Source organism: Luteimonas kalidii (assembly GCF_029887935.1).
Lineage (GTDB): Bacteria > Pseudomonadota > Gammaproteobacteria > Xanthomonadales > Xanthomonadaceae > Luteimonas > Luteimonas kalidii.
Map to the genome: position 1 here is coordinate 232107 of NZ_JARXRO010000009.1, position 21731 is coordinate 253837.

Sequence of the window (21731 nt, forward strand, 5' to 3'; positions counted from 1 at the left end):
AGGGCGCCGTCGACACGTCTATACGCCCACGCGCCTGCCGTCGCCGCGGCTGCGCGCCTTCATCGACTGGGCGGCGCGCGAGTTCGCCTGAGGCGATCCGTCAGGGAGCCCGCCGCCCCGCGATGACATCGCCTGAAGGCCGGTTGCGGCATCGTGGCGGCATCGCGCGCGTGCCAGCGCCTCTTTCCACTCCCTGTCCGAGGATCCCCCCATGTCCCTCAAGACCCTACTGCCGCAGCGCATCGGTTTCGGTACCGCGCCGCTGGGCAACATGTTCCGCGACATTCCCGAAGACGAAGCACGCGCCACGGTCGACGCCGCCTGGAACGACGGCATCCGCTACTTCGACACCGCGCCCCTCTACGGCGCCGGCCTGGCCGAACTGCGCCTGGGCGAGATGCTGGCCGCGCGCCCGCGCGACGAGTACGTCATCAGCACCAAGGTTGGCCGGCTGGTGCTGGACGAGACGGAAGAAGGCGTGCGCGACCAGGGCGAGAAGGGCGGCCTGTTCGAACACGGCCGGCCCAACCGCGTGGTCAACGACTACTCGCACGACGCCACCCTGCGTTCGATCGACGACAGCCTCAAGCGCCTGCACACCGACCGCATCGAGATCGCCTGGGTGCACGACGTGGCCCAGGATTTCTACGGCGACGAATGGATCGGCCAGTTCGAACGCGCCCGCACCGGCGCCTTCCGCGCGCTCGACCGGCTGCGCGACGAAGGCGTGATCCAGGCCTGGGGCCTGGGCGTGAACAAGGTGGAGGCGATCGAACTGCTGCTCGACCTGGACGAACCGCGCCCCGACGGCTTCCTGCTCGCCGGCCGCTACACCCTGCTCGACCACGACCTCGCCCTGCAGCGGGTGATGCCGAAAGTGGCCGAACGCGGGCTCGGCATCGTGGTGGGCGGCCCCTACAGCTCCGGCGTGCTGGTGGGCGGCCCGAACTTCGAATACGCGCCCGCGCCGCCGCACATCCTGGGCAAGGTGGCGCGGATCAAGGCGATCGCCGACCGCTACGGCGTCAGCATGAAGGCGGCCGGGCTGCAGTTCGCGCTGGCCAACCCGGCGGTGGCAGCGGTGATCCCCGGCGCCAGCCGGCCCGACCGGATCGCCGAGGACCGCGCCGCGCTCACCGAAACCGTGCCCGCGGATTTCTGGCGCGAGCTGCGCGAGGCCGGGCTGGTGGATCCGCGGGCGCCGCTGCCGGTCGACGACTGACGACTTGACCGGCGTCCGCCGACGCGCCGGGTTCCAGGGTCGACGTGCGCGAACCGCACGATCTCCTCGGTGGCACGCCGCGATCCGCCGCCGAGGGCATTCCGGCGCGACGCCGGTTCGGCCCATGCGCGCAACGGCGTCGCACGGCGTAGCCCGGATAAGGCCGCAGGCCGCATCCGGGGATTGCGTCAGCCTGCGGCACACCAGCCTCGCAGGCCGCGCGTCGCGCTACGGCGCCCGAACCGGAGGCGGCTGGAATTCGGTCCGGCCGCCCTGCCACAGCGCGAACGCGTAGATGTCGGTCCACACCTCGTCGAGCTGGCTGCGGCTGGATCCCATGCCGTGACCGGCCTCGAAATCGATGCGCAGCAAGACCGGTTCGTCGCTCGCGGTGGCGGCGGCCAGGCGTGCGGCGTACTTGGCGCTGTGGAAGGTGGCCGCGCGCGGATCGTTGAGGCCGCTCACCACCAGCGTCGCCGGATAGTCCACGCCTTCGCGGATGTGCTGGTAGGGATCGAGATCGAACATGGTGCGGAACGTCTGCGCATCGGCGATCGGCCCGCCCCACTCCTCGATGTCGGCGTAGTTCTGCTCGGACACGTAGCGGATCGGATTCATGAAGCCGACGTTGGCGATCGCGCCGCTGAACAGGTCGGGCCGTTCGTTGATCGCGCCGCCCAGCATCACGCCGCCGGCCGAGGTGCCGAGCAGGGTCATCGTGGCGGATGATCCGATGCGATCGGCGACCAGCTTCTCCGCCACGTCGATCGCATCGCGCCAGGTGTTGGCCTTTGTCGCCGCCTTGCCAGCGTAGTGCCAGTCGCGGCCGAACTCGCCGCCGCCGCGCACGTTGGCCACCGCGTACACGCCGCCGCGATCGAGGAAGGCGAGCATGCGCGCGTTGAAGCGCGGCGAGGCGGGATAGCCGTACGAGCCGTAGGCCTCGAGCAGTACCGGCGTGCCGGCATCGGGCGAGGCGACTTTCTTCATGACCAGCGTGTAGGGCACCTGCACGCCGTCGCGCGCGGTGGCCACGCTGCGGCGTGCGGCGTAGCCCGCGGTGTCGAACGGCGGCGCCGGCACCAGGGACAGGTCTTCCATGCGCCCACTGTCCAGGTCCAGGCGGTAGACGGTGAGCGGCGTGAACCAGCCGGTCATCGCCACCAGCACGTGGCCTGCTTGCGTGTCGCCGCGCAGCCACGACACCTGGCCTTCGAACGGCAGGGCGATGCGCGCGGGCGCCTGCCCTTCGGCAATCCGCCACAGGCCCGACACCGCGCCTTCCAGCGTGCGCACCAGCAGCCCGCCACGGGTGGGCAGGATCGACTCGATCACCGGATCTCCCGGCAGCGACAGCGCGCGCGCCTGCGCCAGGTCCGGCGCGCTAGCCGAGGTCTCCAGCACGCGGCCGCCGGACGCGCCACGCTTCGAGAGTAGGAACATGCGGTCGCCGTGCAGCACGGCATCCACCACCACGTCATCGAATCCGGCGAAGCGGGTCCACTCCGCCTGGCCGGTCATCGCCGCGTCGGCATCGGCGCGGTACATGGCCATCTCGCTGCGGCCGTCGCGCACGAACGCCAGCGCGGTATCGCTGCCCGGATCGAACAGCACCGGCAGGAACTGGGTGGGCGCGGCCTCGATGCCGCCCTCGCCGCGGCGCGCCAGCACCACGTCGGTAGCGTCCGCGCCCAGCCGGTGCAGGCGCGGCTCGTTGCCGACGAAGTACCCGGGCGTGCCCGGCTCGCCCACGAACTTGAGATAGCTGAAGGCGCGGCCGTCCGCGGTCCAGCCCAGCGCCATCGCATGCGGGATCGCCGCGGGCAGCAGGGTCGCGCCGGCCACCTCCAGCACCCGCAGGGTGGAATGCTCGGTGCCGCGCTTCGACAATGCCACCAGCACATGCATGCCGTCGGGTGCGGCCGACCAGGTGTCGAGTACCTGTTCGCCGTCGCCCTGCAGCTGGCTGGGATCGAGCAGCACGCGCACGCTGCCGTCGGCCTCGCGCACCATCAGCTTGGTGTCCTGCTCGCCGGCGGCGCGGATCTCGTGGAACACACGGCCGCCTGCCAGTTCGCTGCGGCCCACGCTGCTCAGTTCGCCCGAGCGCGCGGCCACGTCGGCCAGCAGCGAGGCCCGCCCCGGCAGCGCCGCGAACACCGACTGCGTATGCGCGCCCTGCGCCTTCAGCCACGGCAGCCAGTCCGGATCCTTGCCGCTCTCCATCCAGCGATAGGGGTCGGTGACCTGCGTGCCGTAGTAGTCGTCGACCACCGGCGCGACCTTCGCCACGGGCGGCTGGGCGACGGACAGGCAGGGGGCCAGCAGGGCAAGCAGCCACAGGGGCCGCAGCGGGCGGAGGTGCGTCATCGGGGATCTCCGGAACAGGACGGCACGCGAGGTGCGGGGTGCTGGCGTCTTGAACGCGAAAAGCGCCGACGAACCGACAGGCGGACCCTTACGGCGCACCTGCCGGATGCGGCGACTTCGGGTTCCGGCCAGGCGCGCCCGTTCCGTAGCCCGGGTAAGCGAAGCGCACCCGGGTGCCGCTGCCACGCCACACAAAGAGCGCCACCGCTCCGGCAGAGCGGAGCGCCGCCGCCCGCAGAACGACGCGACCTTCGATCGTGCTTCGATCGTGCTCCGATGTCTCCGCCTCCCCGGATGCGGCCTGCGGCCTTATCCGGGCTACGCGTCTGATCGCGCCAGGCCCCGGATCCGTCAGTCCAGCGTCTGTTCCAGCGATGCCAGCATCTTCGCCCAGGCCTTGCGGCTGCTGTCCTCGTACTCGCGCCAGGCCGGATCCATCTCGTCGGTGAGCGTGACCTCGCAGCCGCCGTCGACGGCGCGGAACTCCAGGGTGATGCGGTCCTCGTCCGGCGACACCGCGGGGATGCCGAAGGTGAACACCAGCCGGTGCGGGCGGTCGATCTCGAGATAGCGCCCGCAGTGCTCGACATCGCCGTCGGGGCGCCGGTCGGTCATCACGAAACGGCCGCCCACGCGCGGGTCGATCTCGCAGCGCACCAGGGTGCCGGTGTCGGTGGAGAACATGAAGCGCGCCGTCGTCGCGGGGTCGAGCCAGGCATCGAACACGCGCTCGGGCGGATGCGCGTAGCGGTGGGTCACGCGGATCAGGATGGGCGTGGTCATGCGGACTCCTTCAGTCGGGGGTGGTGGCATCGAGGAGGTGCGCCAGCCGTTCCAGCCGGCCGCTCCATTGCTCGGTGCGCGTGCGCATCCACGCCGCCGCGTCCTCGATGGGTTTCGGATTGATGCGCAGCACGTGCTCGCGGCCGACCCGCCGGCGCCGCACCAGCCGCGCCCGCTCCAGGATGCGGATGTGCTTGGACACCGAATTGAGCGAGATCGCGAACGGCGCCGCCACCTCGGTCACCCGCGCCTCCCCGCGCGAGAGCCGCTCCAGGATCGCGCGCCGGGTGGGATCGGCGAAGGCGATCAGCACGTTGTCGCGGGCGTCGTGTTTCAACATTCACCCATGTTGGTGAATGATTCGTGCGATGTCAATGTCGGTTCGAGGCCGCCACGTGGTCATCAGCTGCGCTGCAGGGCGAAGGCCAGCGCGTTGATCGCCATATGCATCGCAATGGCCGGGGCCAGGCTGCCGGTTGATCTCACCAGCCAGCCCGCCATGAGGCCCATGACGAGGTAGTAGGGAAAGCGCGGCCAGTCCATGTGGCATGCGGCGAACGCGAGCGCCTGCAGGAAGTTGGCCCAGCCGAAACCGATATGTCGTGCGATGCCACCGAGGATCATGCCCCGGAACGCGAATTCCTCCCAGATCGGCACCAGAGCCGCGATCACCAGCAGCGCGAAGGAGCCCTTCCAGGGCGTGTCGCCACTGTCGACGAGCTGCTGCACCATCTCGACCTGCTGCGTGACGGTGTCCGCGCCGGTCGCGTGGTGCAGGACGGCCAGCGCGGTGCCCACCGCCAGCGTCGCGGCGATCGCCACGAGAATCCGCCACCACGCCGTCGCCAGCGCTCCGGGATGGAAGCACCCAAGCCGGGCCAACGTCGCGAACATCGGAACGAACAACAGGAGGGAGACGGCATTCGAGATCGATACCCATTGCAGCAGTCGGGCAGGATCGGGATTGGTGCCCTCCGCGAACACCGGGCCGAAGCCCTCGGGGTCGATGACGGCCAGCACGACCATCGGTACCAGCATGAATGCGATGGCCGCCAACCAGGCGTGACGCAGCCCCACCGGCTCGAACAGCGGCGACGGCGGACGCCCGGCGCAGCGCCGAACCAGTCCCCGATAGTGCACCGGCACCAGGAGCAGACCGGGTAACAGCAGGTAGAAGATCAGGTAGGCAGACAGGATCGCCAGCGACAGCCACAGGCCGGGCAGCAGCACGCTCGCGGGCGAGACCCGGACCAAGGCGAGAAACCGGCCGGTATTCTGCGCGAGATGTTCCATGTCGTTCATGTGCACGGCATCGGCGGCCGCGGCGAAGTCCCCGCGGGCCAGCGCGACCTTGAACCTGGCCTCGCGCAGTTCCTCGTTCTCGAAACCGTTCGCCGCGTCGATGGCGGCCTTGGCGGATTGCGTGTCGCCCGCGCGCAGGTAGACCAGCGCCGCCAACGCGGGAACGATCTCGCGACCATCCGCCGTGTGGCGTTGCAGTTCGCGCAGCGACACTGCACGGTCCGGCATCGCCAGCGCCGCACGCACCCGTTCCGAGGCGATCCAGTCGTCCGTCGCAGGCCCGGCGCGTTCGAGCAGGACGGTCGCACGCCTATACTCCCCGGTCTCGACCATCGCCTTCACCGCCGGCCCGACGTGTTCGCCGTGGCCAAGCTCGGCAGCGGCGACGAGCAGATCGTCCCTCCGGCCCTGCTTGTCGTCCGCGTAGCGGTAACGCTCGGCCAGAGCCGCGGTCATCCGCCGCCGCAACGGCATCGGCCACGTGTCCGAACGCGCCAGCAGGGCTTCTCCGGATTCCCGCGCGTCCTCGTCCCAGGTGCGCTCGAAGCGATGGACCAGGACCTCGGGCGCGTCCCCAAGCGCATCCAGGCTGTCTTCGCACGCTTCGGCATCGGCTTCGCTCCTGGCGAGGAACCGCCCGGCTTCCGGATCGGAGTAGCGTTCGATGAACTCGCAGCGCTCGACGATCAGCGACGCATCGTCCGCACCCGGCTCCGTCGCCTGCGCGTAGCGCGCCAGCACCTCGACGTAGGCCGCTTCCGTGGCGCTATCGACATGGGCCACCTCCTGCTCGAGCCGCGAGCCCTCTCGCGCGGCGGCGTAAGAGCCCGCCAACAGACAGGACACCACCAGGCCCGCGCGCAGCACGACGCGCATTCCCCCACTTCGCATGCCACATGTCCCCGAGTGCGTCCGGGCGATCCCCATCGCCGGATGCCGGCCAGCATAACAACGCCGGCGGTCCGTCAGGGCGTCGCGGTCGCATTCCCGTCGGACCGCCCGGTCTCCAGCCTGCCGCAGGGTGGGCAGGCCTCTGCCGGTCAACTCACCGGCTGCGCCAGCCACTGCCCCGTGCCCAGGTCCATCCGTTGTTCGGGCGGGCGGAAGAACGCCTCGGCATCCAGGATGATCCGCTGCGCGGTGATCGTCCCGGACTGGCCAGCGAGATCGAACACGCGTGCGTCGCACATGAGGTGAGTCCGTGCGGCGGACGCTTTAGCATGGGCGCGCCGCAACCCCATGCCTGCCCGATCCGGCAGGCCTTCGATCCCAGACCCCAGCGGACCTGCACGCCATGACCCTGCCCGATGAAGAATTCGATCCCGACGACAACTACGCGGGCGAGCCCGAGCGCGCCGGTCTCGACGACGATGCCAACGACGAGGCCTGGGTGTGGCAGCTGCTGCTGGTCATCAACCCCGGCGACGAGGACGCGGCGCTGCAGCAGTTCGGCGCGTTCCAGGAGGCGCTCGACGGCGGCGATGCCGGGGACGTCGACGTGGTGTGGCTGCTGAAGGACGTGATCGACTGGAAGTCCGGCTTCCACATCGAGGAGAGCGAGCCCGGCGCCCTGATCGACTGCCTCGTCGAGCTGGCCGCGCGCTTCAACCTGCGCATCGACTGGGGCGTGGAGGATCCGACCGACGCGGCCTTCCTCGCGCGCGTGTCGATCGACGCCCTGCTCGAGACCGCGCACGAGCAGCTGCGCCTCGACGGCTACACGCTGTGGACCTGGGAGACCGGTACCGACGCGCGCGCCGGCTGGATGACGCTGTCGAGCGACGACGAGGCGATGCGCGCGATCGCCCCCGCGCTGGGGATCGAGGTGCGGCCGGCGGACGCCTGACGTCGCCGCGGCGCCCGTCGCGTGGATCGATCCCGTCCGTCGTCGAACATCGGGGCCGGAAACAGCCTCCCCCTCAGCGATCCGCCGCCGAGGCATCGAGTGCCGTCGATGCCGCCTGCGCGTACGCAGCACGGATCTTGTCCCGGCGCGCCTCCAGATCGGCTCGCGGATACCAGCGCCCATCCGCCATCACCCCCATCGGGGATGCCAGCGTCGACAGGTCCGCAAGCGGATCATCCGCCACCAGCAGCAGATCGGCGCGTGCGCCTTCGGCCACGACACCGAACGCTGGAAGCCCCGGCCTGGTGCGGCGGATGAAGTCGCCGGGAACGCGCGTGGCCGTCGCCAGCGCGGCGTGCGGGCTCAGCCCAGCCTCGACCAGCGCGGCGAGGTTGCGATGCAGCGCGAATCCGGGCACCAGTCCCGGGATATCCGGCGCATCGGTGCCCGACAGCAGCGGCACGCCCGCTTCGTCCATCGCCTTGACGAAACGCCGCAGGAAACCCGCGCGCGCCTGGAGACTGCCGCTGCGCCTCGCGTACCCCTGCAGCGGCCACGACACGCGCAATGCCGGATGCAGATAGCGCGATTCCGGCGCCCGCAGGAAGGCATCCACCACGTCCGGTCGCCCCCACTGGCGCGCGATGGTCTCGTAGGTCACGAGATCCGCCACGACGGCGGTGCCGTGCCGGCGCAGCAGCCCGATCGCCGCTTCGATCTCGCGGTCGTCCGGTGCGGCGTTCGGATCATCCCCGGCAGGCTGCGGGAAGAACGTATAGAAGAACTCCTCCGCATGCGCCACCAGCGCCTGTCCGGACTCCAGCTGGCGCTCCAGGCCGACGTCCGCGACGCCGTGCCCGACCACGGGAATGCCGTGCACGCGCGCCTCCTGGAGCAGGGCGGAGAATGCATCGGCAGGCAGGTTGTTGTAGACCTTGATGAAGTCGTAGCCGTTGCTGCGTGCGACACGCACCGCGGCGCGGGCATCGTCGACGTCCGCGACCACCAGATGGCCGTAGCGCGGCGAACCGTCGACCGCCAGCGCCACGAACGCCCTCGGCCCGGCCCGCTCGCCGTTCGCGATCGCCGCGCGCGTCCGGCCGACGAAACTGTTGCGCGCCTCTCCCATGTGCAGCGTAGTGGTGATGCCGAGCGCGAGCTGCAGGTCGAGATCCTGGAGTCCGTCGACATGGTTATGCATGTCGGCCAGTCCCGGCAGCAGCCACGCGCTGCCTTCGCCATCGACGATGCGCGCGCCTTCGGGCACCGCCAGCGCGCGGCCGATCGCCGCGATGTGCCCGTCCTCGACAAGCACCACCTGGTCGCGCAGGACGCGTTCGCGATCCATCGGCAGCACGTTGACGCGGACGAACGCGGTCGTGTCCTTCGGCGGAACCGCGGGAGATTGCGCGAAGGCGCCTCCGCTCAGGAAGGCGAGGCAGCACAGGCAGACGAGGCGGATGAAAAGCAACGAATGGATCAAGGCTGGCGCTCCGGATTCTCAGGCGGTTCACTGCATTCGAACAATGCGGTGGACAGGATGACGAAGCCGAACATTCTAGCGAACGTGTCGGATGTCATAGACCAACGGACTGTGCCGAGTTCAGCGCGAACACGCTTGCAGTGCCCGGATCAGTTGTCGTGAGTCGCTCAAGCTGCGCGGTGGCGTCTATTCCGATCGCTCGTTCCGGAGAAAGCGGACAGGTTCCTCCACCGGAGCGTCATCGTCGGGGCTCCCATACAAGCCCCACATCGAACCCGCACTTGCAACACATGTCGCGACTCGGCTGATGCAACCTTCATTCCCCCCAGCCGCGACCATTAGTGCCCCCGCAGGGCAGTTTGCCCTACAGGCGACGTGCGCCCGGTTCCTGAACGGGCTGGCACGAGTCGTGCTGGTTACCTGGGGCGCTGGCTTCGCCAGCGGAACGGAATCCCGGGGAGGATCCATGAAGTCCATCACCATCGCCGTGCTGGCGCTACTCGCGCTGTCCGGTTGCACCAGCTCGCACATCCTGGTCGGCCAGCAGCGCCCCGCCATCTCGCCCAGCGAAGTGCGCCTGTACCTGCAGCCGCCGGCCGTCTACGAGAACGTCGCGGTCCTGAAGTCGAACAACAACGCATCGTTCGCGATCACCTCGCAGCAGAAGACCAACAAGGTGGTCGAGCGTCTTCGGGACGAAGCCGCGGCCCTGGGCGCGAACGGCATCCTGCTGCAGGGTGTGGAGGACCAGTATTCGGGCAGCGTCGGCTTCGGCAACGCGTTCGCGTCTGGCGGCCACATCTGGGGATCGGGCTTCAGCGCCGCGACTTTCGTCAAGGTGGGCAGCGGCATCGCGATCCATGTCCCGCCCGGCGGCGACCAGGTGGCTGCCGTGCAGCCCGTGGCTGCCGTCGCGCAGACGGCGCCTACCGCTGTTCCCGTGGTGCAGCCGGTCTCCATGGCGACTCCGGCGATTCCGACCGCGCCCTACGAGGTCGATCCGGCGAAGCGCTGCGATGCGTGCGCACGTGTCCAGATTCCGTAACGGGCGCGCCGCGGCGCCATCCGCGGCCCTGCTGATCGCGCTGCTCGGTTCCGGCGCCGCCTGGGCGCATGGTGGCGGCCTCAATGCCGAGGGCTGCCACACCAACCGCAAGACGGGCGATTACCACTGCCACCGGCCCGCCGCCGCCAGTGCGCCGCGGCGGCAGAACGTGGCGCCCGCCACCTTCGCGCCTGCGCGGGCAGCCCCGTCAGGGCAAGCGCCTGCGGGCCGCGCCTTTGCGAACTGCACCGAGGCCCGCGCGGCCGGCGCGGCGCCGGTGTATCGCGGGGACCCGGGTTACGGGCCGCATCTGGACCGCGACAACGATGGGATCGGCTGCGAGCCATACCGCGGAAGGTGACGCCTGGTGGCTGACGGGCAACACGCTCAGCGCTTGAGGCCGGCCACAATCTCCGACACGTCGACGCCCATCTCGAGTTGCACGCGCACGTACTCGCGCTCCTTGCGCGAGAGCGTGCGGCCGGCTTCGATGCGCACATCCTCCGCCTGCAGGATGCGCATGATCCGCGGCAATGCCGACCCGATGGCATCGGGTCCGTAGCCCGCTTCTCGAAGGGCTGCGCGGAGGAGAGTTTCAACGTCCATGGCACGTCCTGATCGTGCGGGGGCTATGCATTGTGCATGCAGGAGCGCGCCATCCGCGAGGTCGGCTCAACTCCCCCCATCCCCTTCGTCTGTATGGCAACTGCTCCTGGTCATTAGCCCGGGCGACGAGGACGCGGCGCTGCAACAGTTCGACGCTTTCCAGGAAGCGCGCGACGGCGGCGACGCCGGTGACGTCGACGCGGTGTGACGCATGAATGACGTGATCGACCGGAAATCCCGCTTCCACATCGAGGAGGCCGAGCCGGGCGCGCCCATCGACTGCCTCGAGCCGCGCGCTTCAACCTGCGCATCGACTGGGGCGTCGAGGGTCCGACCGATGCGACGTTCCTTGCGCGCGCACGGACCGACGCCCTGCTTGGGACCACGCACAAGCAGCTCTGCATCAACGGCCACAAGCTTTGGACCTGGGAGGCCGGCCGACGCGCGCAGGCTGGAAGACGCTGTCGAGCGAGGACGAGGCGAAGCGCATGATCGCGCCGGCGCTGGGGATCGAGGTGCGGCCGGCGGCGGCGTGAGCCCAACGGACACGGTGATGGAGCATCTCTGTCAAGGGATAGAGTTCATGGACTTGACTGAACTGTTAAACTCAAGGTGACCTGCCTTGGCTTCTTCCTTGGGTAGATCAGACACAGCTGGCCGGTACTAATTGCCTTGGTGGGGATCCTCGCGTACGCCTGAAGTTTACGGTGCTGTCGTGTCTCGGCGTTGGCCGAAAATCTGTGCCGACGGTCGGGGAGAATCTATATATGGCGAGCACAACGAACAGTTTGAATTAGCCTCTACGCCAAAAGATTATCTGGGGAGCTGCAGATGTAACTGGTTTTTGGTTCGAGCCGACATGTATGGCTGCCGAGCCATCTGCCTGTCCGACAAACCGGTCTATGCAGCATGGAAAGAAGAGATTGTCGGAATCAGTTCTGTCGGCGGTTACGTCCATTAATGGTGCGCGGATCGATCATCCGGTTCCAGCACGGCGCTAAGCCGCCCGTCACGAAACTTCTGACGAAACAAATTCGGGAAACATTCGAGCGGAATGGATCAACGTATGAGTATGCTGGTGGGATCTCGCCACGCCGAACTGCGACTGGAGAGGCGAGAGATCAGGTTCTCGGTAGATTTAACGCAGGCAATGAATGAATAATAGAGATCTGGCTGGCTACCAGCCTGAGAAGAAGGTGAGCCACTACCGCCCGGAGATCCAAGGCCTCCGGGCGATTGCCGTACTGGCTGTGCTTATTTTCCACATCTGGCCCTCTGCGCTTCCAGGGGGATACGTTGGCGTCGATGTATTTTTCGTAATCTCGGGATTTCTGATTACTGGTATCCTGCTCAGGCAGGCCGAGAAGCATGGCAGCATCGACATCCTCGGCTTCTACGCCAAACGCATCAAGCGCCTCCTTCCAGCTGCGACGCTCGTTCTTTTGACGGTTGCGATCTGCATCTCACTGTTGCCGATGACGCAGTGGAACGATGCCGCCAACGAAATAGCCGCAAGCGCTCTGTACGTTGAAAACTGGTGGCTTGCTGCACAAGCCATCGACTATCTCGCCGCCGAGAATGCACCGAGTCCTCTACAGCACTACTGGTCCTTGTCCGTCGAGGAACAGTACTACATCGTATGGCCACTTCTTTTTCTGCTTTTCGGCACGCTGCTACGCCGCAGTAGAGCGACTGTTCGCGTCACTTTTCGCACCATAATCGTAGTAATCGGTGCTGCCTCGCTTTGTTATTCGGTATACCTGACTCCGAAGTCTCCCGGGTTAGCGTACTTTGCTACGACGACCCGCGCATGGGAGCTAGCACTAGGGGGAGCGCTCGCCGTTTTCACTTTCTGGGAGAGGGGTACGATAGGCCTCAGGGTGGCTCTGGGCTGGCTGGGACTGGCAATGATCGGAGCCGCCGCCTTTACCTTCAACGAGAACACCGCCTTTCCTGGTTACACGGCACTCTTGCCGACATTGGGAGCCACGCTGTTGATTGCGGCGGGATGCCAGAATGGCATCTTGTCGTCGTCGAGGCTGTTGACCAACAGGCCGATGCAGTACATCGGCGATCTGTCGTATTCGCTATACCTGTGGCACTGGCCAGTGATTGTCTTCTATCAGGCCATGGTAGGTCGAACATTAGGTTTGGTCGATGGCGTGGTGGTGGCAGGAGTATCGTTCGCGCTGGCACATCAGTCGAAGCAGCTTATTGAAGATTTTTTTCGCCGGCCGGACGTGCTTAGTGGGCGCTGGAGGCCGGTAGCGCTAGCTGCCGCATGTATTGCGCTGTCTCTTTTCTGCTGGCTGTCTATCAAGTACCAAGTCGAAAGGCATGAGAAATCGCGACCTCCGAAAATGGTGCAAGCGGGCAACTATCCTGGGGCACTGGCATTAACAGACGGCTTTACCGTTCAGGCCTCGGATCCGCGGCCTCATCCGTTGTTAGCGAAGGATGACAAGGGTGATCCATACTCTGACGGCTGTATCGCGAGCCTTCTCAGAGACGAGGTGAAAGAATGCGTTTATGGGCAGGACAGGAAGGGCCCACGCTTAGTCATTGTTGGCGACAGCCACGCCGTTCACTGGGTTCCCGCGCTGCAAGTCGTCGCAGAGCATTCGGATGCCAGATTGGTTGCGATCACCAAATCGGCGTGTGCGGTGACCGATCTAGAGATCCATCACGACCTTGAACAGTATCGGTCTTGCATGGCTTGGTCGTTGGAGGTGATCGAGTGGTTGCGGCGCGAGAGGCCAGACGTTGTGCTGTTCGCTCACTCTAAGTCCTCTTTGTCGAAGATCGCAGGCTCACGGGAACAGAGTGGCGCAATGCTTGCAGCATCATTCACCAGAGTATGGGCGTCACTCGAGGAGATCGGAATCGACGTTGTAGCTTTGAAGGACACTCCCTCATTCTCGGTGCAGGTGCCGGACTGCCTGAGTTCTACATCGTCTCCCGAGGATTGCCGGGTCGAGAGAAGCCGTGCATTTGGAAGGATTGATCCTCTGGTCCTGGCGGTAGAAGCCCATCCGAGTGTGAAGCTTATTGATCTGTCAGACGCAATCTGTAATCGCGAGTTCTGCAGCCCAATTGTAGGAAATGTTGTCGCTTGGCGTGATGCCCACCACATGACGGCGACTTTCGCGAGAACCCTCGCGCCCGCATTAAGCCGGCACTTGGCCCCCAAGCTGCGGGAGGTACCCGTTGACAGCGTGCTGGGGGAGCGAGCCGCCGATGACCCGAGGAAGTGAGAGCCGGGCTGGCGGTTCTGAAAGGGATCTGAAGGCATGTCCCCGTGGGCATCGAAAGCTGATAAGGCGGCAGGCGCAGGTGGAGAATACTCGGATCGAGTCAAGATGATGCCGTCGCAGCGATCGGCGTCGCTGCAAGTTCGCTGCTTGCACGGAAGCGGCTGTACCTGCCTTACCCTGCGAAGCCCAAGACCAGCAGCATGGCCAGCGTCTTCATCACAGCTCCCATTCGCTTGACGGCTGCGATGAATGGACATGCTGCGACGTGGGCAACACGCCCGACGACAGACGGGAAAGCTGGCACAACTCCAGAACGTCGCCGCGGTGAATCGGTTGGTGCGCTCCACCATCGCCACGCCGCAGCGTGGGCAGTCAGGCGTGGCGGCGACCATAGCGCGCGGGCGGGCCGGGCGGAAGTACAGCGGAGCGGCGCCAGGCTGGCCACCCGGGGCGTTGAGGCTCAGGGCTGCGGGTGGGGCGCCGCGTCGAGCCGGGCGGCGACGGCTTGGCACGCCGCGTTCACGTCGACGACCAGGCGCTGTTCGATGTCCACGTGGCCCCTCGTCCTCGGCTAGGTTGCGCTGGTCGTGGGCCTTGGCCAAGACGCGCCAGACCGCCGGTCCCAGTCCCAGTCCCAGTCCCAGTCCCAGTCCCAGTCCCAGTCCCAGCGTGTGCGGCAGCATCTGGAACACGATGTAGCGATGTTGCGCGCGATAGCCGTGCGGGCGCAGGGCGGCCAGGCACAGCGCATGGGCGGCGCTTCTAGGCCAGGTCGAAACGGCTTTCGAGCGAGAGGGCGGCGTTGCCTGCGTCGGCGAGGCGCGCGCGGCCGGAACGCAGCAGGCCGGCGATCTCGGCCGCGTCCGGCGTCTCGAAGGACAACGACTTGCCGCTGCCGGCGAGGTTTTCAAGCGGCGAGGTCATGCTCGCCTCCGATCAGCCAGAGGCGCGGCTGGTCGAGCATGCGGGTGACGAAGCTGTTGCCGGATTCGATGCGCTCGCGCAGGTCGGCGCAGGTGTAGAGCGTGGGGTTGACGCTGCGGCGCAGCTGCGCGGACAGCGGGTGCAAGGCGGCCATGGCATCGGCGTAGGTGAGCGCGTCCGAGACCAGCAGCAGGTCGATGTCGCTGCCGGCCGAACCGCTGCCTTTGGCGACCGAGCCGTAGACGAATGCGCCCCGGATCTGCGGGCGCAGCGGCGCCAGCGCTTCGCGCAGGGGTTCGGCCAGGCCGAATGTTTTGCGCGTGATGGCCACCAATTCGTCGTGGATCGGTGAATCGGGGTTGGCGCGGTAGCGCTTCTGGTTGCCGACGCGCTCGACCGTGAGCAGGCCGCTGCCGGCCAGACGCGCCAGTTCGCGCTGCACGGCGCCGCTGCCGGCCCCAGTGGTGTGGATGAGTTCGCTCACGCTGTACGAGCGGCTCGCCTGGCCGAACAGGCAGGCGAGCACGCGGCGCTGGGTGGCTGTGAACAGGGCTTCGGCCAAGCTGGCGCTGGCGTACAACGCTGCCGCCTCGCTGATGCCTGCCTTTTGCCCGTTGCCCATATCGGGCAGGATAATGCCCTTTTCGGGCACCAGCAATTGTTTGGGGGCGTGATGCGCGGATTCGCTCGCGCCTCGCGGCCGTTCATGCCGCCTCACGCCCTGCCTCGCCATGCTGTCGGGCCTGCGTTCCATGGAGCCCGCGTCCCGATGTCCCTGCTGTTCGCCTTGCTGCTGCTCGCGCTGGCCTGGGGACTGGGCGCGCTGCAGCTGTGGCCGCGCACGCGCTGGATGGGCGCGGTGCTGCCGTGGCTGGGCGGCGCGCTGGCGCTGGCGTTCTTCGCGTGCCTGGGGCTGGGCGTCGTGGGGCTGGTGCGGGGCGGCGGCTGGGGCTCGCCGTCGGTGGCGCAGGCGGTGCATGGCCTGCTGGGCGAGGGCTCGTGGCTAATGCGGCGGTCGGAATGGGCCGGGCTCAACCGGGCGGCGAACGTGTACCTCAACCTCGACCTGGCCTGGACGCTGCTGGCGCTGTGCTTCGCCTCGCTGCACGGGTTCGCGTTCTGGGCGAGCGTGGCCGAGCAGCAGCGGCAGGCGCGGGTGCGCGCGGCGCGTGCGCAGACGCGATGAGGCGCAGCGGGCGGGGGCGGCTTTCTCAGGAAAATTCTGCGGCAGACATTTCCTGAGCGGCGAATCCCTTCGTAGACGGCAAATTCCCGTCTGCCGTCACTCCTGCTCGCGGAAGCTGCGCACGTGTTTGACCAGCGCGCGCAGCTTGCGCGGCTGGTTGTGGCGGCTGGGGAAGTACAGGAAGAAGCCGGCGAACGGGGCCTGGTAGTCCTGCAGCATCGGCAGCAGCTGGCCCGACTGCACCCACGGCCGCACGTTCTCCTCCAAGGCGAAGGTGATGCCGCCGCCGGACAGCGCGGTGGTCAGCATCACGCGCAGGTCGTTGGTGGTGACCTGCGGGTCCACGGCCACGTCGTACTCGCGGCCGTCTTCGCTGAATTCCCATCGGTACGGCGCGACGCCCGGCGCGGGGCGCCAGCCGATGCAGCGATGGTGGACGAGGTCGCGCGGGTGCTTGGGCATGCCGTGCGCTTCGACGTAGGCGGGCGCGGCCACGGCCACCTGCCGCTGCGGGCCGGTGAGCGGCACGGCCACCATGTCCTGTTCGATCACCTCGCCCAGGCGCACGCCGGCGTCGAAGCCGGCGGCGACGATGTCGATCGGGTCGTCGCTGACGGTCACGTCGAGCACGATGCCGGGATGCGCCTGCGCGAAGCCGGCCACCAGCGGGCCGGACAGGAAGCGCTCGGCGATCGACGACACGTGCACCCGCAGAAGGCCACGCGGCGGGCCGTCGTCCACCGCTTCCTCCAGTGCGCCGGCCACGGTGCGCAGCGGCCCGGCCACCTGCCGGTGCAGGCGCTCGCCGGCCTCGGTCAGCCGCACGCTGCGGGTGGAGCGCTGCACCAGGGCCACGCCGAGGCCGTCCTCGAGCCGGCGGATGCTTTGGCTGACGGCCGAGCGGGTGACGCCCAGGGCATCGGCCGCGGCGCGGAAGCTGGCGGTCTCGGCGACGGCCAGGAACATGCGCAGCAGGTTGAGATCGGGGCCCATTGGTTAGCGAGTCTAACCAATGCATCCAGCGTTTGGCGGGTTCTCTCGACGGTCGTGGCTGTCTACGGTGTGTTCCACGCCCCACGGAGACAGCCCCATGTCGAACACCCCGCACTTCCAGACCCCCGCCGCCGTGGTCTCGGCCCTGCTGGCCGGGGCGTTGGGCGCCGCCGAACCCTCCGCGGCCGAACCCGCTTCGGCCCCGCACCCCTACGTGGGCATGTGGGTCACCGAGGACCGGCACGTGCGCCACGAACTGCTGCCCAACGGCCGCTACGACGAGGCGCGCGGCACCCGCGAGAGCGCCTACCAGGGCCGCTACACGGTGAGCGGCAACCGGATCGACTACGTGGACGACACCGGATTCACCGCCGACGGCGTGTTCGTCGAGGCCGACGTGCTGCACCACGGCGGGATGGTGCTGCGGCGGGTGGCGCCCGATGCCGACACCGGCGCGCCACGCGACGCCGGCGCCGGGACGCCTCGCACCGCGCGCTGAGCGCTCACCCCTCGTTTCCATCGGTGCACGCCCATCGCGTGCTCGCCGACTGAGCGCCGCTCGGGCAGGAGGGTGCGGCACCGGTCCACACCTGATACCGGCGCCGACGCCGATACACCGCGCGACGCGCAGTGCGCGCGCCGCCACTGACTTCCTCGACACAAGAAGGAGAACCGACGATGAAAGATCTACAGGACAAGGTTGTACTGATCACCGGCGCCAGCAGCGGCATCGGCGAGACCACGGCGCGCGTGCTGGCCGAACGCGGCGCCACCGTGGTGCTGGGCGCGCGCCGCGCCGACCGGCTGCAGGCACTGGCCGCCGGGATCAACGCAAACGGCGGCAAGGCATTCGCGCGTGCGCTGGACGTGACCTCGCGCGATGACGTGCAGGCGTTTGCCGACGTGGCGCTGGCGCGCTACGGCCGCATCGACGTGCTGGTGAACAACGCCGGCGTGATGCCGCTGGCGCCGATCTCGGCGCTCAAGACCGACGAGTGGGACACGATGATCGACGTGAACATCCGCGGCGTGCTGCACGGCATCGCCGCGGTGCTGCCGGTGATGGAGCGCCAGGGCAGCGGTCACGTGGTGAACGTGTCCTCGATCGCCGGCCTGTTCGTGATGAAGACGGCGGCGGTGTACTGCGCCACCAAGTACGCGGTGCGCGCGATCTCCGAAGGCCTGCGCATGGAAAGCGACATCGTGCGCGTGACCTGCGTGTACCCGGGCGCGGTGGAATCGGAACTCGCCAGCACCATCACCCACGCCGAGACGGCGAAGGCGATCGACGAGTTCCGCCAGATCGCGCTGAAGCCCGAAGCGATCGCGAACGCCATCGCGCACGCGATCGCGCAGCCGGCGGACGTGGACACCACCGACATCGTGGTGCGCCACGTGAGGAGCCCGGCATGAGTGGCGGCGGGCGGGCCCCCACCCCAACTATCACCCGTGAACGTGGGAGGGGGCTGCACCGCGAAGCGGTCTTCGATGGTTCCTTGCCCGCGCGCGCGCGGGGCGAGGCCGCGACACTCGGCTTCTCCCTTACCCCGTTGACGAGGGGTGAGGGCGACCTGCCTGCGCGGCACTGCCGCGCAGGTCNNCCGGACGCCCGGTGCGGTGCACCGGGCCGGACAGGTGCCGAAGGCGGACGGGGGCGCGTGCAGCGCGCATGGCTGCTGGCAGGCGCGTTGCTGGTGTCCACATTCGCCTCCTCAGTCCACGCGGAGCCGGTTGAGCGCATCGGAACAACGTCGACCGTTGCGTCGTCAAACACCGTTGCACCATCGCCAGGCGACACCACCACCCGCACCGCGGAGAACGAGGCAACGATCCGCGCCGCCTTCGACGCCTGGCGCGCCGGCACCGGCAGCGTGTTCGACCTGCTGGCCGACGATGCGCAGTGGACGGTGGCCGGCGGCAGCCCGGTGTCGGGCGTCTACACCTCGAAGCAGGACTTCCTGGACCGCGCGGTGGCCCCGATCCTCGCGCGCCTGGCCACGCCGATCGTGCCCGAGGTGCAGCACGTGGTGGCGCAGGGCGACGCGGTGGTGGTGGTCTGGCGCGGCACCGCCCGCGCGCACGACGGCAGCGCGTACACCAACCACTACGCCTGGCACATGGAACTCGAGGGCGGCAGGATCGTGCGGGTGGTGGCGTTCCTCGATACCTGGGCGCTGGATGCGTTGATGGAGTAAGCGAGACGGACGCGGACAGGGCGACGCGTCCCGGATGCGCCCTGCGGGCTTATCCGGGCTACGCGATGCGTTGTGCGTAGTCGTCGCGCACGTGCTGGTTGATGTAGGTGTTGAGGCCGTCGCCGGCGTCGGCGAGGCGCTGCATCTCCATCACGTGCAGGGGACCGGGATGGGTGTCGTCGTAGCGGTAGGTGCCGCCGTGGTGGAAGCGCACGAGGATCCAGCCGGGTCCGGCCTCGTAGGCGGCGACGCCGGAGTCGCCATCGGCGCCGATGTAACGTTTCATGGCTCCACCTGGTTCGGCATCGGGGATACCTTGCCCACCATCGCGTGCGCGCCCCGTCAACTCGTTGCAGCGCGCATACGGAAGTCCGATCGCCTCAACTCCCGGCGCGCACCGGCAGCCGCACCTCGACGCCGCAGCCGCGCCCGTCGATGCCGGCGACGCAGCGCACCTGGCCGCCATGCGCGGCGACCACGCGCTGCACCAGCGACAAGCCCATGCCGATGCCCGACGTGCGGTGGCCGTTGCCGCCGCGATAGAAGCGTTCGAACACGCGCTCACGGTCCGCGTCGGGGATGCCGGGGCCGTCGTCCGCCACCGCCAGCAGGGCGATCCGCGTTCCTTCTTCCACCGCCACCGCGGTGGTGAGGCGCACGCGCGCACCGGGCCCTCCATGACGCAACGCGTTGTCGAGCAGGTTGCGCACCAGGATGCCGAGGTCGTCGATGTCGCCGCGTACCGGCGCGTGGCGCAGGTCGAGCTCCAGTGCGCGGCCCTCGCGGGTGGCGACCTGCGCGAACTCGTCGGCGACCATGCCGGCGACCAGCGCCAGGTCCAGGTCCGTCTCGCGCGCCCCGCCGCCGGCTTCCACCCGCGCCGCGTCCAGCAGCTGCTGCGCCAGCCGCGCGGTGCGCTCGATGCCGGAGATCAGTTCGGCCAGCGCGGTACGCGCCTCGTCGCGGTCGCCGGCGTGCTGCAGCACCTGCGCCTGCGCCAGCAGCGCGGCCAGCGGCGTGCGCAGCTCGTGCGCGGCCTCGCCGAGGAACTCGCGCTCGTGCTGCAGCGCCTGCGCCAGCCGTTCGAGCAGCCGGTTGAAGCCCTGCACCAGCGGCACGACCTCGCTCGGCAGGCCGGCGTCGGGCAGCGAGGCGAAATCCAGCGGTGCGCGCGTGTTGAGCGCCTCGCCGAGCCGCGCCACCGGCCGCAGCGACCATTCGATCACCAGCCACACCGCGAGGCCGAGCGTCAGCAGCAGGGCCAGCGCGGTGCCCAGGCTGGTGTGGAACCAGCGGCGCATCTCGAGGTGCACCGCCGCCTCGGGAATACCCACCTGCACCTGCACGGCGCCGCGCAGGTCGCGCACCGAGTACACGCGCCACGGCACGCCGTCGATCGACTGCGAGGTGAAGCCGTCCTCGAAATCGTCCACCATCGCCTGCGCGGGCGCCGAGCGCGACGACACCAGCCGCCGGCGCGCATCCAGATCCCAGGCCTGGAACGCGAGCAGGTCGAACTTGCCGAGCGCCGTCTTCTCCTCGAGATCGAGCTCGAAACGTCGCGGCTGCTGCGCGGCACCGGTGATGTCTTCGGGCAGCGACTGCAGGATCTGCTCGGCGACGTTGCGGATCATGCCGTCGAGGTCGCCGACCTGGCGCTTGGACATCTGCACGTACTGCAGCGCGAACCAGCCGGCCCAGCCGGTGAACAGCACGATCGCCAGCGCGGCCAGCAGCCGCGTGCGCAGGGACCGTGGCGCGCGGATCACGCTTCGTCTCCCGCGCGGTAGCCGTGGCCGTGCTCGGTCAGCACCACCGCGTCGCCCAGCTTGCGGCGCAGCTGGTGCACGTACACGGCCACCGTGTTGCTGCCCACGCCGCCGTCGCTGCCGTACAGCCGCGCCTGCAGCTGCTCGCGGCCGAGCACGCGGCCGCGGGCCTCGAACAGGGTGAGCAGGATTCGCAGCTCGTTCGCGCTCAGCGCGACGCGTTCGCCGGCGCGGGTGACCACGCGTGCGGCGGGGTCGATCTCGACGTCGCGCCAGTGCAGCAGCGGCGTGACCGCGCCGCGGCTGCGGCGCAGCACCGCGCGCAGCCGCGCCAGCATCTCGTCGCGCTGGAACGGCTTGACGATGTAGTCGTCGGCGCCCGCATCAAGCCCGCGCACGCGGTCGCTGAGCTGGTCGCGCGCGGTGATAACGATCACCGGCGTGGGGTCGTAGCGCGCGCGCATGGCGGCGAGCACGTCCAGCCCGGAGCCCTGCGGCAGGCCGAGGTCGAGCAGCACGGCGACGAAGGCGTGGTCGATCAGCACCGCACGCGCGGCGTTCGCGTCCTCGCAATGCACCACGCGCCAGCCCTCCTGGGCCAGCGCCGCGGTGAGCGCGCGCCCGAGCATATGGTCGTCTTCGACCAGCAGGATCTCATCCATCGGGGGCTGTGCGCAGGCGGTGCCGGGAATCATGCGGTGCGCCTATTAAAACGGTTTTAAGACCGCGGGTGCGAACCGCGTGTCGCTTAAA

The 21731-nt window shown here is 68.5% G+C and carries 22 protein-coding genes; 9 read left to right on the top strand and 13 right to left on the bottom strand.

Features of this window, described 5'->3' with window-relative positions; genetic code table 11:
• The first annotated feature begins 211 nt into the window (after positions 1 to 211).
• Positions 212 to 1222: an aldo/keto reductase gene (locus QFW81_RS02660; RefSeq protein WP_280577012.1), complete on the top strand. Its 1011-nt coding sequence runs from the start codon at positions 212 to 214 to the stop codon at positions 1220 to 1222.
• A gap of 228 nt (positions 1223 to 1450) precedes the next feature.
• Here QFW81_RS02660 and QFW81_RS02665 read toward each other — a convergent pair whose 3' ends face one another.
• From QFW81_RS02665 to QFW81_RS02685, 5 genes are all read right to left on the bottom strand, one after another.
• Positions 1451 to 3592 (bottom strand): prolyl oligopeptidase family serine peptidase, encoded by a 2142-nt coding sequence (locus QFW81_RS02665; protein WP_280577013.1) that lies wholly within the window; start codon positions 3590 to 3592, stop codon positions 1451 to 1453.
• Positions 3593 to 3943: 351 nt separating this feature from the next.
• Complete coding sequence (locus QFW81_RS02670) at positions 3944 to 4375, bottom strand: SRPBCC family protein (protein WP_280577014.1); 432 nt, start codon at positions 4373 to 4375, stop codon at positions 3944 to 3946.
• 10 nt (positions 4376 to 4385) lie between these two features.
• Positions 4386 to 4715 carry a metalloregulator ArsR/SmtB family transcription factor gene (locus QFW81_RS02675; RefSeq protein WP_280577015.1) on the bottom strand — a complete coding sequence of 110 codons (330 nt, stop codon included), beginning with the start codon at positions 4713 to 4715 and terminating at the stop codon, positions 4386 to 4388.
• Between the two features lie 62 nt (positions 4716 to 4777).
• Positions 4778 to 6553: a type II CAAX endopeptidase family protein gene (locus QFW81_RS02680; protein WP_280577016.1), complete on the bottom strand. Its 1776-nt coding sequence runs from the start codon at positions 6551 to 6553 to the stop codon at positions 4778 to 4780.
• A 164-nt stretch (positions 6554 to 6717) separates the two neighbouring features.
• Positions 6718 to 6867 carry a hypothetical protein gene (locus tag QFW81_RS02685; protein ID WP_280577017.1) on the bottom strand — a complete coding sequence of 50 codons (150 nt, stop codon included), beginning with the start codon at positions 6865 to 6867 and terminating at the stop codon, positions 6718 to 6720.
• A gap of 104 nt (positions 6868 to 6971) precedes the next feature.
• Between QFW81_RS02685 and QFW81_RS02690 the strand changes: the two genes are divergently transcribed.
• Entirely contained in the window at positions 6972 to 7523 is a 552-nt protein-coding gene (locus QFW81_RS02690) for a DUF6630 family protein (RefSeq protein WP_280577018.1), read from the top strand.
• Positions 7524 to 7596: 73 nt separating this feature from the next.
• Here QFW81_RS02690 and QFW81_RS02695 read toward each other — a convergent pair whose 3' ends face one another.
• A complete protein-coding gene (locus QFW81_RS02695) occupies positions 7597 to 9006 on the bottom strand; it encodes an amidohydrolase family protein (protein ID WP_280577019.1) in 1410 nt (469 codons plus the stop codon).
• Positions 9007 to 9472: 466 nt separating this feature from the next.
• Here QFW81_RS02695 and QFW81_RS02700 point away from each other — a divergent pair, with 466 nt between their 5' ends.
• Positions 9473 to 10051 carry a hypothetical protein gene (locus QFW81_RS02700; protein ID WP_280577020.1) on the top strand — a complete coding sequence of 193 codons (579 nt, stop codon included), beginning with the start codon at positions 9473 to 9475 and terminating at the stop codon, positions 10049 to 10051.
• Complete coding sequence (locus QFW81_RS02705) at positions 10023 to 10412, top strand: excalibur calcium-binding domain-containing protein (protein WP_280577021.1); 390 nt, start codon at positions 10023 to 10025, stop codon at positions 10410 to 10412. The genes QFW81_RS02700 and QFW81_RS02705 overlap by 29 nt, the downstream gene beginning before the upstream one ends.
• 26 nt (positions 10413 to 10438) lie before the next feature.
• Here the strand turns inward: QFW81_RS02705 and QFW81_RS02710 are convergent, their stop codons facing one another.
• A complete protein-coding gene (locus QFW81_RS02710; RefSeq protein ID WP_280577022.1) occupies positions 10439 to 10573 on the bottom strand; it encodes a hypothetical protein in 135 nt (44 codons plus the stop codon).
• 1280 nt (positions 10574 to 11853) lie between these two features.
• On the opposite strand from QFW81_RS02710, the gene QFW81_RS02715 reads away from it, so the two are divergent.
• A complete protein-coding gene (locus QFW81_RS02715) occupies positions 11854 to 13911 on the top strand; it encodes an acyltransferase family protein (RefSeq protein WP_280577023.1) in 2058 nt (685 codons plus the stop codon).
• A gap of 762 nt (positions 13912 to 14673) precedes the next feature.
• On the opposite strand, the gene QFW81_RS02720 is transcribed toward QFW81_RS02715, so the two are convergent.
• Complete coding sequence (locus QFW81_RS02720) at positions 14674 to 14835, bottom strand: hypothetical protein (protein WP_280577024.1); 162 nt, start codon at positions 14833 to 14835, stop codon at positions 14674 to 14676.
• Positions 14819 to 15589 carry a nucleotidyltransferase domain-containing protein gene (locus tag QFW81_RS02725; protein ID WP_280577025.1) on the bottom strand — a complete coding sequence of 257 codons (771 nt, stop codon included), beginning with the start codon at positions 15587 to 15589 and terminating at the stop codon, positions 14819 to 14821. Before QFW81_RS02725 ends, QFW81_RS02720 begins: the two co-directional genes overlap by 17 nt.
• A gap of 15 nt (positions 15590 to 15604) precedes the next feature.
• On the opposite strand from QFW81_RS02725, the gene QFW81_RS02730 reads away from it, so the two are divergent.
• Positions 15605 to 16021: a hypothetical protein gene (locus QFW81_RS02730; protein WP_280577026.1), complete on the top strand. Its 417-nt coding sequence runs from the start codon at positions 15605 to 15607 to the stop codon at positions 16019 to 16021.
• 96 nt (positions 16022 to 16117) lie between these two features.
• Here QFW81_RS02730 and QFW81_RS02735 read toward each other — a convergent pair whose 3' ends face one another.
• Complete coding sequence (locus QFW81_RS02735) at positions 16118 to 17014, bottom strand: LysR family transcriptional regulator (RefSeq protein WP_280577027.1); 897 nt, start codon at positions 17012 to 17014, stop codon at positions 16118 to 16120.
• A gap of 97 nt (positions 17015 to 17111) precedes the next feature.
• Here QFW81_RS02735 and QFW81_RS02740 point away from each other — a divergent pair, with 97 nt between their 5' ends.
• The 3 genes from QFW81_RS02740 (at position 17112) to QFW81_RS02750 (ending at position 19209) form a co-directional block, all read left to right on the top strand.
• The gene (locus QFW81_RS02740; RefSeq protein WP_280577028.1) at positions 17112 to 17513 is read left to right on the top strand and encodes an Atu4866 domain-containing protein; all 402 of its coding nucleotides are present in this window, start codon (positions 17112 to 17114) and stop codon (positions 17511 to 17513) included.
• Positions 17514 to 17692: 179 nt separating this feature from the next.
• Positions 17693 to 18427, top strand: a complete 735-nt coding sequence (locus QFW81_RS02745) for an SDR family oxidoreductase (protein WP_280577029.1) — start codon at positions 17693 to 17695, stop codon at positions 18425 to 18427.
• Between the two features lie 245 nt (positions 18428 to 18672).
• Complete coding sequence (locus QFW81_RS02750) at positions 18673 to 19209, top strand: nuclear transport factor 2 family protein (RefSeq protein ID WP_280577030.1); 537 nt, start codon at positions 18673 to 18675, stop codon at positions 19207 to 19209.
• 58 nt (positions 19210 to 19267) lie between these two features.
• Here the strand turns inward: QFW81_RS02750 and QFW81_RS02755 are convergent, their stop codons facing one another.
• From QFW81_RS02755 to QFW81_RS02765, 3 genes are all read right to left on the bottom strand, one after another.
• Positions 19268 to 19495: a hypothetical protein gene (locus QFW81_RS02755; protein WP_280577031.1), complete on the bottom strand. Its 228-nt coding sequence runs from the start codon at positions 19493 to 19495 to the stop codon at positions 19268 to 19270.
• A 94-nt stretch (positions 19496 to 19589) separates the two neighbouring features.
• Entirely contained in the window at positions 19590 to 20978 is a 1389-nt protein-coding gene (locus QFW81_RS02760) for a sensor histidine kinase (protein WP_280577032.1), read from the bottom strand.
• Positions 20975 to 21640: a response regulator transcription factor gene (locus QFW81_RS02765; RefSeq protein ID WP_280577033.1), complete on the bottom strand. Its 666-nt coding sequence runs from the start codon at positions 21638 to 21640 to the stop codon at positions 20975 to 20977. Before QFW81_RS02765 ends, QFW81_RS02760 begins: the two co-directional genes overlap by 4 nt.
• Positions 21641 to 21731 lie beyond the last annotated feature (91 nt).